We start from the raw sequence: 12,620 nt of genomic DNA on the forward strand, positions 1-12,620 counted from the left end.
AATGCGTTCCGAGGCCGCGGGGACGGCGTGAGATCCTGGAAGGCGACCCCTGCCGCCGTGCCGGGGCCGTCCCACGCCGCCGAGCCGGAAGAACACCGTGACCGTCACCGACCACAGCCAGCAGCTCATCAACGTCGCCGCCCAGGCGGCGGCCGACAAGCTCGCGCACAACATCATCGCCTTCGACGTCAGCGAGGTGCTGTCGATCACCGACGCCTTCCTGATCGCCTCCGCGAACAACGACCGCCAGGTCCGCTCGATCGCCGAGGAGATCGAGGACCAGCTGCGCGAGCAGCTGGACATCAAGCCGGTGCGCCGCGAGGGCGAGCGCGAGGGCCGCTGGATCCTGCTCGACTACCTGGACATCGTCGTGCACGTCCAGCACTCCGAGGAGCGCTCCTTCTACTCGCTGGACCGCCTCTGGAAGGACTGCCCCGAGCTGCCGCTGCCCGAGGACGCCGTGGAGTCGCGCAACCGCCCCGACGCGATCACCGACGACGCCGGCAACGCCGTCGCCCCGGCCGACGACTTCGGCAAGCCCGAGGACCTGCACTGAGCAGGGATGCGCGCGGCCCGCGCGTCGTCTTCTGGCGGCACGGCCAGACCTCCTGGAACCTCGAATCGCGCTTCCAGGGCACCACGGACATCGACCTGACCGGCCAGGGCGTGCTGCAGGCCCAGCGGGCGGCCCGGCTGCTCTCCGGCCTGCACCCCGACCTGCTGATCTCCTCGGACCTCAAGCGCGCCCGGCGCACCGCCGACGAGCTGGCCCGGGTCACCGGACTGGACGTGCAGCACCACGAGGGGCTGCGGGAGACCTACGCGGGCTCCTGGCAGGGCCTGACCAACGCCGAGATCCGTGAGCGCCACCCGGAGGAGTACGCGGCCTGGGCGGCCGGGGAGCCGGTGCGCCGCGGTGGCGGCGAGCTGTCCACCGAGGTCGCCGACCGCTCGGTGCCGGTGGTGCTGGAGGCGGTCGCCAAGCTGCCGGAGAACGGCACCCTGGTCGTGGTCAGCCACGGCGGCACCATCCGGACCATGCTCGGGCGGCTGCTGGGACTGGAGCCTCCCGTGTGGGAGTGCTTCGGCGGGCTGTCCAACTGCTGCTGGTCGGTGCTCGGCAGGGGGGCGCGCGGTTGGCGTCTGCTGGAGCACAACGCGGGCACGCTCCCGCAGCCGGTGATCGGCGACGACACCTGACGGCACTCGGCACCTGACGGCACTCGGCGACGGGGGCTTCGAGGGGCCCGGAAGGAGCGGATTTCGCAGTTCCGGGCCTGACCAGCTAGAGTCTTCCTCGTTCGCAGGGAAGGAACGCGGCCCGGAAGGGAAGCGGGAGATCCGGCGAGTGCGGGGCTATAGCTCAGTTGGTAGAGCGCTTGCATGGCATGCAAGAGGTCTGGGGTTCAATTCCCCATAGCTCCACTCCGCATCGGCGGTCGTGGAAATCGGAGTTCCGGAGCCAGGTCGCCAGTGTCGCGGGGCTATAGCTCAGTTGGTAGAGCGCTTGCATGGCATGCAAGAGGTCTGGGGTTCAATTCCCCATAGCTCCACAGTGGTTCGAGAGGCCGTCACCTGAGGGTGGCGGCCTTTCGTGCTTCCTGGAAGGGGATCGCGGGGTGGGGGCCCTCGGGTTCCTGTGCCCCGTACCCGCGCCCTGCTGTTCGCCCGGGTGCCGGCGGGGACGGTGCCAGGCGGCTCGGCTCGGCTCGGCTCGGGTCGGGTCGGGTCGGGTCGGCTCGGGGACCGGGGGCGCGGTGACCGGGGGTGCGGTGACCGGCCCGGGAAGCGGATTTCAGGAGCACCCCCAGGACCGTGTAAAGTAGTCGATGTCGCCGAGGGAAACCGGACGGAAACGACGGGAAACCCGGCGACATCGCAGGTCAAGGGGCTATAGCTCAGTTGGTAGAGCGCTTGCATGGCATGCAAGAGGTCTGGGGTTCAATTCCCCATAGCTCCACAGTGGTCAAGAGCCGCCTCCCGTTACGGGGGGCGGCTCTTCGCCGTTGTGTGCATGCCACCGGCGGACGGGAGGGAAAGACCGCTACCGTCGTGCCATGGCCGATCTGCAGCGAAGGCGGAACGAGGAGCTGGCCCGGATACTGCACCAGCTCGGCTGGAGTCCGGAACGGCTCGCCCGTGAGGTGAGCCTCGCCCTCCCGCCGGGCCTGGCGATCAGCTCCACTGCCCCGTACAAGTGGCGCGACCGCGGCATGGTGCCGCGCAGCCCGCACGACCAGACGGTCTGCGAGGTGCTCAGCCGCACCCTCGGCATAGCCGTCACCTACGAGCAGCTCTGGGGCCGCATGGGCGGCCACCGCGGCGCCAAGATCCTCTCGCCCCGGCTGCTCACCGACCCGTGGACCGCCGACACCGCCCAGACCGCGCTGCGCGAGGCCGCCACCGACGCCGGACCGGTCCGGCTCACCGACCTGTTCCGCAGCGCCGACCTCGACCACGCCGCCGAACGGCTCTCCTCACCGCCACCGCCGGTCGGCGGCGGCGAGGGCGCGCTGCGCGTCGACCCCACCCTGGCCGGCGAGCTCGGCCTCTCCTACCGCAGCAAGCAGCGCCTCGAACGCTCCTGCGGCGGCGGCCTCGTCCTCGGCCCCACCCGCGCCGAACTCGCCATGCTGGCAAAGCTCCTGGAGCTCGGCGCGTACGACGAACGACTCGGCCGCGAACTGTACGGCACCGCCAGCAGGCTGGCCCGGCTGGCCGGCTGGGCCGCGTTCGACCTCGGCCACGACGCGGCCGCCCAGCGGGCCTTCGTCGCCGCGCTGCGCGCCGCCCACGTCAGCGGCGACGTCCGGCTCGGGGTCGCCGGGCTCGGCGCGCTGGTGGCCCTCGCCACCCAGGGCAGCGGCGGGCGCGGCCTGGACGCCGTCACCGCGCTGCGCACCGCCCTGGACGCCCACGGGCCCGCACTCAGCCCCACCGGGCGGGCCCGCCAGTACGGCAGGATCGCCCGCGCCCACGGCCGCCGCGGCGAGGCCGACCAGGCCGAGGCGGCCGCCGCCCGGGCCTTCGCCGAGATCGACGGCGTCCCCGGCACCGAGGAGGCCCGGGCCGACCTCGCCGGGATGGTGGGGGAGGGGCGGCTGGCGCTCGGTCAGCACCGGATGGCGAAGGCCCTGCTCGCCGAGGCCGTCGCCGGGCTCGGGTCGGGGCGCGCCCGGTCCAAGGCGCTGCTGATGGTCCGGCTGGCCGAGACCCACCGGCGGCTCGGCGACCAGCGGGAGGCTGCCCGGACGGCGGGGCTGGCGCGCGCGCTCGCGGCGGGGATGCAGTCGGAGCGGCTGGCCCGGGCGCTGCGGGACTTCGAGGCGGCGGGGCTGCGGGACGGCGGGACGGCGCGGGCGGCTGCGCCGTAGGCGGTGGGGGTGGGCGGTTGGCCGTGGTTCGGCGGTCGGCGGTCGGCTGTGGGGGTGGGCGGCTGTGCGGCGGTCGGTGGCGCGGCGCGGTTGGCTGTGGGGGCCGCAGGGGCGCGGTGCCGCCGGTGGGACGGCCAGGAGAGCCCTGACCTGCTTGCGGTACCCTGAGCCCATGCGAACCGTGCGCCTGCTCCTTAGCCGGCCGCGCTGACCAGGACCGGCCGCGCCCTCGGGCGGTGCCGGAGTCGGCGTGGCGTCCCCTCCTGCGAGGGGATTTTTTGTTTTCCGCCCCCGCCCGCGCCGTGGGAGGGGTCCACGGTCGGCCGCGTCGCGGTTCGCCAACTGACACCGATGGAGCTTGAAGGACCATGAGCGAGACGACCCCTGCGTCCGGCGCGGCCGAGACCGCGACCGAGCCGTTCCGGTACAGCGCCGCGCTGGCGGCGGAGATCGAGTCCCGCTGGCAGGACATCTGGGAGAAGGAGGGCACCTTCCACGCCCCCAACCCCACCGGTGAGCTGGCCGACCCGGCCGCCGGCGACGTCGCCGCGAAGCCGCACAGCTTCATCATGGACATGTTCCCGTACCCCTCGGGCGCGGGCCTGCACGTCGGCCACCCGCTGGGCTACATCGCCACCGACGTCTTCGCCCGCTACCAGCGGATGACCGGCCACAACGTGCTGCACACGCTGGGCTACGACGCCTTCGGCCTGCCCGCCGAGCAGTACGCGGTGCAGACCGGCACCCACCCGCGGGTCTCCACCGAGGCCAACATCGCCAACATGCGCCACCAGCTGCGCCGGCTGGGCCTGGGCCACGACCCGCGCCGCTCGATCTCCACGATCGACCCGGACTACTACCGCTGGACGCAGTGGATCTTCCTGCAGATCTTCAACTCCTGGTACGACGAGGCGGCCGGCAAGGCCCGCCCGATCGCCGAGCTGGTCGCCCGGTTCGAGTCCGGCGAGCGTGAGGTGCCGGGCGGCCGCGCCTGGGCCGAACTGACCGCCGGTGAGCGCGACGAGGTGCTGGGCGAGTACCGCCTGGCGTACGCCAAGGAGGTGCCGGTCAACTGGTGCCCGGGCCTGGGCACCGTGCTGGCCAACGAGGAGGTCACCGCGGACGGCCGCTCCGAGCGCGGCAACTTCCCGGTGTTCAAGTCCAACCTGCGCCAGTGGATGATGCGCATCACCGCGTACTCCGACCGCCTGATCGCCGACCTGGACCTGCTGGACTGGCCCGAGGCCATCAAGCTGCAGCAGCGCAACTGGATCGGCCGCTCCGAGGGCGCCCGGGTCGACTTCGCGGTCGACGGCGGGAAGATCACCGTCTTCACCACCCGGCCCGACACCCTGTTCGGCGCCACCTACATGGTGCTGGCGCCCGAGCACGACCTGGTCGACTCGATCGTGCCCGCCGCCTGGCCGGAGGGCGTGCCCGCCGAGTGGACCGGCGGCGCCGCCACCCCCGCCGAGGCCGTCGCCGCCTACCGGGCCACCGCCGCCGCCAAGTCGGACGTCGAGCGCCAGGTCGAGGCCAAGGTCAAGACCGGCGTCTTCACCGGCGCCTACGCCGTCAACCCGGTCAGCGGCGCGTCCGTCCCGGTGTTCATCGCCGACTACGTGCTGATGGGCTACGGCACCGGCGCCATCATGGCCGTCCCCGCCCACGACCACCGCGACTTCGCCTTCGCCCGCGCCTTCGCGCTGCCGATGCGCTGCGTCGTCGAGCCCACCGACGGGCGCGGCTCGGACCCGGCGGAGTGGGACGACGCCTTCGACACCTACGACTCGGTCATCGTCAACTCGGTGCGCTCCGAGGGTGATTCGGCGCAGTCTGGGTCCCGGTCCTCGTCGCTGTCCCTGGACGGGCTGAGCGTGGTCGACGCCAAGGCCGCCGCCACCGCCTGGCTGGCCGAGCGCGGCATCGGCGAGGGCACCGTCAACTACCGCCTGCGCGACTGGCTGTTCAGCCGCCAGCGGTACTGGGGCGAGCCGTTCCCGATCGTCTACGACGAGGACGGCGTGATGCACGCGCTGCCCGAGTCGATGCTGCCGGTCGAGGTCCCCGAGGTCGACGACTACTCGCCGCGCACCTACGACGCGTTCGACTCGGCCTCCTCGCCGGAGACCCCGCTGTCCCGCAACGAGGACTGGGTCAACGTCGAGCTGGACCTGGGCGACGGCGTCCGCAGCTACCGCCGCGAGACCAACACCATGCCCAACTGGGCGGGTTCCTGCTGGTACGACCTGCGCTACGTCGACCCGACCAACGCCGACGCGGTGGCCGACCCGGCCAACGAGCGCTACTGGCTGGGCCCCACCGAGGCCAAGCCGGCCGGCGGCGCCGACCTGTACGTCGGCGGCGCCGAGCACGCCGTGCTGCACCTGCTGTACGCCCGCTTCTGGCACAAGGTGCTGCACGACCTGGGGCACGTCTCCTCCGTCGAGCCGTTCCACAAGCTGTTCAACCAGGGCATGATCACCGCGGACGTCTACCGCGACGAGCGCGGCTTCCCGGTGCCCGCCGCCGAGATCGAGGAGCGCGACGGCAAGTACTTCTGGCAGGGCGAGCCGGTCAAGCGCGAGGCCGGCAAGATGGGCAAGTCCCTGAAGAACGCCGTCGCCCCGGACGAGATCGCCGACGAGTACGGTGCGGACACCCTGCGCCTGTACGAGATGTCGATGGGCCCGCTGGACGTCTCCCGTCCGTGGGACACCCGGGCCGTCGTCGGCTCCTACCGCTTCCTGCAGCGGCTGTGGCGCAACGTCGTCTCCGAGGGCACCGGCGAACTGGTCGTCACGGACGAGGAGCCGGACGACGCGACGCTGCGCGCCCTGCACAAGGCGATCGACGGCATCCGCGGCGACATGGCCGGGCTGCGCTTCAACACGGCCGTCGCCAAGGCGATCGAGCTGAACAACTACCTGGTCAAGCGCGGCTCCACGCCGCGGGCCGTGGCCGAGCAGCTGGTGCTGATGGTCGCGCCGCTGGCCCCGCACATCGCCGAGGAGCTGTGGCGCCGCCTGGGCCACGGCGAGTCGCTGGCGCACACCGACTACCCGGTCGCGGACCCGGCGTACGTGGTCGACGAGTCGGTGACCTGCGTGGTGCAGATCAAGGGCAAGGTCAAGGCCCGGCTGGAGGTCGCGCCGAGCATCACGGACGCGGAGCTGGAGACGCTGGCGCTGGCGGACCCGGCGGTGGTCGCGGCGATCGGTGACGCGGCGGTGCGGAAGGTGATCGCGCGGGCGCCGAAGCTGGTGAACATCGTGACCGGCTGAGGTCGGTTCGGGACGGCTCCGGACTGGAGTTGATCGGGCGGGTGTCCTTCGGGGCGCCCGCCCGGTGTTCTGTCCGGACCTCGTGCGAGGGCGCAGGGTGCAGAGGCGCAGGGGTGCAGAGGCGCAGGTGGATCGGGTGCGGGCCCTCCGGGAGATCCCGGATCTGTCCCTGATCTCCGTCCGCCGGGCCCGTTCCGGGCCTTCCGGGCCCGGGTGCGGCGGCTACGGTGGAACCCACGGCAGTGCGGCCCGCGTTGGGCCCGGTGGGGGCCGAAACGGCGGCGGAAGGTGACGCGCGATGGACGTGTTCGGCGTGATGATCGGCTTGGTCCTGCTCTTCGGGGTCGCGACGCTCGTCCTGGCCGTGGTCGGCACGGTCAAGGCGGCCAAGGCCGTTGCCGCGAAGGTCGAGAGGCACGAGGCCAACGCCCGGCGCGCCGTCGAGACCGCCACCCTCAAGGCGAAGAAGTACACCAAGGTCGGCCCGCCCGCGCAGATCGCCACCGTCCGCCTCCAGCTGCGGACCTCGCTGGACGGCACCCGACAGGTGCTGGAGGGCGGGCTGGAGCAGGACGGCCAGCTCGGCGAGTCGCTCGCGCTGCTCACCCGGCTCGACGCGCACGCGGCCGAGCTGGACGGCGAGCTGCGGGTGCTGGAACGCGAGCCGGACACCACGCGGATCGCGGCCAAGCTGCCGGAACTGCGCGAGCGCGCGGAGCGGATCACCCACGCCGCGGAGACCATGCGGTGGGCGGCCCAGGACCGGATGCACCGGTTCGCGGACGACGAGCTGAGCCGGCTGAGCCAGGAGTGCGAGAGCGAGGCGGGGGCGCTGCGGCACTGGGACACGGCGGGGGGCGGTGCTGCCGGCTCGGGTGCTGGTGCTGGTGCTGGTGCGGGGGCAGGCGGGGGTGCGGGTGCCGGTGCCGGTGCGGCCCGGGCCGGGCTGACGGACGGCAGGGGGCGGCCCAACGCCGAGGACATCCTCGGGCTGGCCGACCCGCTGGCGAAGCTGGCGCAGCGGCTGCGGAAGCCGTCGGCGGGGCCCTCCACGGGGCCGTCCGCGAGCTGATTCCCGCCCGCGGCCGGGCCCGCTCAGGAGCGCGCGGACAGCTGCTGTCATCCCGGACGAACGGGGAGTAACCTCCGCCTCATGCCCTCCGACCTCGCACTTGTCACCGATTCCACGGCCTACCTGCCGCAGGCGGCGCTCGACCGGCACGGGATCACGGTGGTACCGCTGAGCGTCGCGGTCGGTGACGAGGTCCGCTGCGAGGGCGTCGAGATCTCCCCGAAGGACGTCGCCGAGGCGCTGCGCGGCAAGCAGCGGGTGACCACCTCACGGCCCAACCCGGAGACCTTCGCCGCCACCTACCGGGCGGCCGCCGAGGCCGGGGCGCGGGGAATCGTGTCGGTGCACATCTCCGGCGAACTGTCCGGCACGGTCGAGGCCGCCCGGCTGGCTGCCGCCGAGGCGCCGGTGCCCGTGCGGGTGGTCGACAGCCGACTGGTCGGAATGGCCCTCGGGTACGGCGTGCTGGCGGCGGCCGAGGCGATCGAGGCCGGCCTGGGCCTCGCGGAGGCGGCCGGGGCGGCGACCGATCGGGCGGCCGGGACCAGCGGCTTCTTCTACGTGGACACCCTGGAGCACCTGCGCCGGGGCGGGCGGATCGGGGCGGCGCGGGCGCTGCTGGGTTCGGCGCTGGCGGTCAAGCCGTTGCTGCACCTGGACGGGGGGCGGATCGAGCCGCTGGAGAAGGTGCGGACGGCGTCGCGGGCGATCGCCCGACTGGAGGAGATCGCGGTCGAGCGCTCGGGGGAGGGCGAGGTGGACATCACCGTCCACCACCTGGCCGCCGAGGAGCGGGCCGAGCAGCTCGCGGAGCGGCTGCGGGCGCGGGTGCCGGGGTTGCGGGAGCTGTACGTGGGCGAGGTCGGGGCGGTGATCGGCGCGCACGTCGGGCCGGGGCTGCTGGCGGTGGTGGTCGCGCCGCGCTGAGGCGGCGGGGGGATGGGCGGGTCGAGGCGGCTCGGGTCAATCGCGTGATGGTGTGGCCACTCGTGTGAGTGACACTTTTTATCCACAGCCCCAGGGTTTTCCACAGGCTTTCGGAAATTTCCGCGGGTTTCGCGAGGTGCTCCTAGCGTCCTCGCCATGACGACCTTGGGCCTGGGCGCGGCGAAGCGCCAAGCGATCGACGAGACGGTACGGCTGCGGATGGCGGCGCTGTTGCCGACAGAGGACGAGCCGGTGGTCAGCGAGCCGGCGGGCCGTGAGCCGACTGCCGGCCAGCCGCCGGAGGGTGGTCCGGTGACGGCCGTACCGCCTGCCGCAGTGCCGCCGGGGGCCGGCCCGCCCGAGCCGGTGCACCTCCCCGATCCGCCGGGCGGCGGGGCGCGGCTGCGGTTCGCCTCGGCGCTGGCGCTCGACCGGCGGGCGGTGGCCGGGCTGGCCGTCCTGCTCCTCTTCGCGGTGGGCTACGCCGTGCAGCACTTCTGGCTGGCCCGACCGGAGGCGGTCGCCGTTCCGGCACTGGCGGCCGCGTCGGCGCCGCCGGAGCCGGGCCCGCCCGCCACCGACGGCCCGCCCGGCAGCGGGGCCGGGCCACCCACGGGCCCCGCGGGCCCGGGCGCCGAGCCCGCCGTCGTCATCGACGTCGGCGGCCGGGTCCACCTGCCCGGTCTGCACACCCTGCCCGGGGGATCGCGGGTGGCCGACGCGCTGCGGGCGGCTGGCGGTCCGCTGCCGGAGACGGACACCCGGAGCCTCAACCTGGCCCGCGTCCTGACGGACGGTGAGCAGATCACGGTCGGTGAGCAGGCGCTCGTTCCCGTACCCGTCCCCGCTCCCGGAGGCGCCGGCGGACTGCCCGGTGCCGGTACGCCCCGGCCACCCGTCAGTCTCAACCGCGCCACCCTCGAACAGCTCGACGCCCTCCCGGGCGTCGGCCCGACCCTCGCCCAGCGCATCCTCGCCTACCGCGCCTCGCACGGTTCGTTCCGCTCGGTCGACCAGCTCCGGCAGGTCAGCGGCATCGGTGCCCGCACCTTCGCCGAACTCCGTCCGCTCCTCACCCTCTGACGTCCCCCTGTTCCCGTCCCTCTGTTCCCGTCCCACTTCCGGCCCCGTTGCGGGCCCCTCGCCGATGCCGAAAGGAGGTACCGCCGTGACCGCCACCACCGCGCCGCTCCCGCGCACCCGCTCCTCGGGCGCCGACTTCCGACTGCTGCTGCCCGCCGTCTCGGCCTGGCTGGTCACAGCGGTGCTCCTGCCCGTGGAACCGGGGTCCGAGCCGCTCATCCTGCTGTCGGCGGGTGCCGCCGTGCTCGCAGCCGTCCTGCTGCTCGCCCGACCGGGCCTGCTGCCCCGGCGCGGGGCGGCAGTGGCGTTGGCGGCCGTCCTGCTCACCGGTGCGGCGGCCGCGATCGCGACCCCGTTGCACACCGCCGACCTGCACCGGGGCCCGCTGCCGGAGCTCGCCCGTGCGGCCGAGCACGCGCCGCCGCGCGCCCCGGGCACGCCCGCCACGGCGGTCGAGGTGGAGCTGACCGTCGCGGGGGACCCCAAGGTCCACACCTCCCGGGGCGGCACCACCGGTGGGCAGAGCCTCCTCACCGTCGAGGCCGTGGCCGACCGCGCGACCGTCCTCCCGGACGGACGGGCCACCCGGACACACACCCCGGTGACGGTCATGGTCCGCGGGCCGGAGAGCGACTCCTGGCTGCGGCTGCTGCCGTCCGAGCGGCTGGCCGTCGAGGCCGAGGTGCGGCCGGCGGGAGCGGGCTACGACACCGAGTCCGCGGCACTGCTGCTCGTCCACGGCCCGCCCCGGCAGCTCGCACCGCCGAGCCTGCCGCAGCGGATCGCCGGGCGGCTGCGCGAAGGCCTGCGCACGGCCAGCGACGGGCTCCCGCCGGACGCGCGCGGGCTGCTCCCCGGGCTGGTCGTCGGCGACACCTCGCGACTGCCCGACGACCTGGTGGACGCCTTCCGGGCCACCGACCTGGTGCACCTGGTGGCCGTCAGCGGGGCCAACCTGGCGATCGTCCTCGGCGTACTGCTGGGTGCACCGGCGCAGGCCGGCACGGCGGAACGGCGCGGACTGGCCGCGCTGTCGGGGCTGTCGCTGCGCACCAGTGCCCTGGCCGGTACGGCGCTGACCCTGGCCTTCGTGACGGTCTGCCGACCCGAACCCAGCGTGCTGCGGGCGGCGGGCACGGGACTGATCGGCATGCTGGCCCTGGCCACCGGCCGCCCCCGCCAGGCCGTACCGGCGCTCGCCGGGTCCGTCCTGGTCCTGGTGCTGCTGGACCCGTACCTGGCGCGCTCCTTCGGCTTCCTGCTCTCGGTGCTCGCCACCGCCGGGCTGCTCGTCCTCGGGCCGCACTGGGCCGAGTCCCTACGGGCTAGGCGCTGGCCGCACCACCTGGCGGGTGCGCTGGCGGCCACGGCGGCGGCGCAGGCACTGTGCGCACCGGTGACGGTGGTGCTGTCCGGGCACATCAGCCTGGTCGCGGTGCCGTGCAACCTGCTGGCCGAACTGGCGGTGGCGCCGGCGACGCTGCTCGGCTTCGGGGTGCTCGCGCTGCAACCGTTCTTCCCGTCCCTGGCCCGGCTGCTGGCCGAGCCCGCCGGGGTGCCGGCCGGCTGGCTGGCCTTCGTCGGTCGGCGCGGGGCCGAGCTGCCCGGTGGGCAACTGTCGTGGCCCGGAGGCTGGTTCGGGGTGGCGACGGTCGCCCTGGCGACCCTGGCGGCCTGCTGGGTGGCGCCGCTGCTGCTGCCCCGCCGAGTGGAGTCCGGCCGTCCGGCGGGTGCCCGTCGTCGTTGGGCCCGGGCCGTGGTGACCGGCGTTCTGCTGGTGGTGCTGCTGGGCGTGCTGCTGCGCCCGCCGCAGCTGGCCCGGATCGCCACGGGCTGGCCGCCGCCGGGGTGGCGGCTGGTGATGTGCGACGTCGGGCAGGGAGACATGTTGGCCCTGTCGACCGGTGCGCCGGACAGCGCGGTGGTGATCGACACCGGGCCGGATCCGGACGCCGCCGACCGCTGCCTGCGGGAGCTCGGCATCACGACCGTGCCGCTCCTGCTCCTGACGCACTTCCACGCGGACCACGTCGAAGGCGTGCCGGGGGTGTTGCGGGGGCGCCAGGTGGGCGCGGTGGAGGGCACGGTGCTGGACGACCCACCGGGAGAGGCGGCCCGGGTGACGGCCTGGGCGGCGGGCGCAGGCGTACCGCTGTTGCGTGCGGGGCGTGGTGAACGGCGTTCGGCCGGTGCGGAGTTGTCCTGGGACGTGGTGTCGCCCGCTCCAGGGGCGGCCGTCGAAGCGCCGGGAGCGAACAACGCGAGCGTGGCACTGCTCGTCTCCTCGGCCGGCGGTCTGCGGATGGCACTGCTGGGTGACCTCGAACCGCCCGCCCAGTCGGCCCTGTTGGGGCGCCTCGGGAGAGTGGACGTGTTGAAGGTCGCGCACCACGGCTCGGCCCACCAGGACTGGGACCTGACCGGTGCCCTGCGGCCCCGGCTTGCCCTGATCTCCTGCGGCGAGGGCAACCCGTACGGGCATCCGTCGCCCCGTACCGTCGACCGCTTGCGTGCGTCGGGTGCCACTGTGCTGCGCACCGACCGGGCGGGGGACATCGCCGTGACCGGCGACTCCCCGTCCACCCTCGCCGTCGCCGTCCACCCCCAGCCCGCCCACGGCACCCGCGCCGGGCACACCGCCCCGGGGCACTCCACCCGTGGGCCCCGCGCCCCGCCCGAGTGACCCCGCTCTCCTTCTTCCCTCCACGGGGTGGGGTGGGCAGGGGGTAGGGGTGGGGGAGGTGGAGGGGGGCGGGGGCGGGGGCCCCGGGGAAAGGGATTGCGGCGCGGGGGCGGGCCGCCCCCCCCGCCCCCCCCGCGGAAGGCCCCACCCGAAGGCGGAAAAACACCAGGGGGGCGCCCCGCAAAACCCGGGTGTTG

The 12,620-nt window shown here is 74.2% G+C and carries 8 protein-coding genes and 3 tRNA genes; all 11 read left to right on the forward strand.

Features of this window, described 5'->3' with window-relative positions; genetic code table 11:
- Positions 1-97: 97 nt before the first annotated feature.
- The 11 genes from rsfS to ACFXOZ_RS26340 all read left to right on the forward strand — a co-directional run bounded on the left by rsfS (position 98) and on the right by ACFXOZ_RS26340 (position 12,423).
- On the forward strand, positions 98-556 hold the full coding sequence (gene rsfS, locus ACFXOZ_RS26290; protein ID WP_375896675.1) for a ribosome silencing factor: 459 nt from the start codon (positions 98-100) through the stop codon (positions 554-556).
- Complete coding sequence (locus ACFXOZ_RS26295) at positions 553-1,200, forward strand: histidine phosphatase family protein (protein WP_375896681.1); 648 nt, start codon at positions 553-555, stop codon at positions 1,198-1,200. The genes rsfS and ACFXOZ_RS26295 overlap by 4 nt, the downstream gene beginning before the upstream one ends.
- Before the next feature lie 152 nt (positions 1,201-1,352).
- Positions 1,353-1,425: transfer RNA gene (locus ACFXOZ_RS26300), tRNA-Ala, on the forward strand.
- Positions 1,426-1,480: 55 nt separating this feature from the next.
- Positions 1,481-1,553, forward strand: a tRNA-Ala gene (locus ACFXOZ_RS26305).
- A gap of 334 nt (positions 1,554-1,887) precedes the next feature.
- Positions 1,888-1,960 (forward strand) — tRNA-Ala (locus tag ACFXOZ_RS26310).
- A gap of 97 nt (positions 1,961-2,057) precedes the next feature.
- The gene (locus ACFXOZ_RS26315) at positions 2,058-3,374 is read left to right on the forward strand and encodes a hypothetical protein (protein ID WP_380524806.1); all 1,317 of its coding nucleotides are present in this window, start codon (positions 2,058-2,060) and stop codon (positions 3,372-3,374) included.
- A 368-nt stretch (positions 3,375-3,742) separates the two neighbouring features.
- Positions 3,743-6,658 carry a leucine--tRNA ligase gene (gene leuS / locus ACFXOZ_RS26320; protein WP_380593007.1) on the forward strand — a complete coding sequence of 972 codons (2,916 nt, stop codon included), beginning with the start codon at positions 3,743-3,745 and terminating at the stop codon, positions 6,656-6,658.
- 298 nt (positions 6,659-6,956) lie between these two features.
- A complete protein-coding gene (locus ACFXOZ_RS26325; RefSeq protein WP_380593009.1) occupies positions 6,957-7,730 on the forward strand; it encodes a hypothetical protein in 774 nt (257 codons plus the stop codon).
- Between the two features lie 81 nt (positions 7,731-7,811).
- Positions 7,812-8,657: a DegV family protein gene (locus ACFXOZ_RS26330; protein ID WP_375896665.1), complete on the forward strand. Its 846-nt coding sequence runs from the start codon at positions 7,812-7,814 to the stop codon at positions 8,655-8,657.
- 156 nt (positions 8,658-8,813) lie between these two features.
- Positions 8,814-9,740 carry a helix-hairpin-helix domain-containing protein gene (locus ACFXOZ_RS26335; protein ID WP_380593011.1) on the forward strand — a complete coding sequence of 309 codons (927 nt, stop codon included), beginning with the start codon at positions 8,814-8,816 and terminating at the stop codon, positions 9,738-9,740.
- Between the two features lie 85 nt (positions 9,741-9,825).
- The gene (locus tag ACFXOZ_RS26340) at positions 9,826-12,423 is read left to right on the forward strand and encodes a ComEC/Rec2 family competence protein (RefSeq protein ID WP_380593012.1); all 2,598 of its coding nucleotides are present in this window, start codon (positions 9,826-9,828) and stop codon (positions 12,421-12,423) included.
- Positions 12,424-12,620: the final 197 nt, after the last annotated feature.

The organism is Kitasatospora sp. NPDC059160, from assembly GCF_042755465.1.
Classification (GTDB): domain Bacteria; phylum Actinomycetota; class Actinomycetes; order Streptomycetales; family Streptomycetaceae; genus Kitasatospora.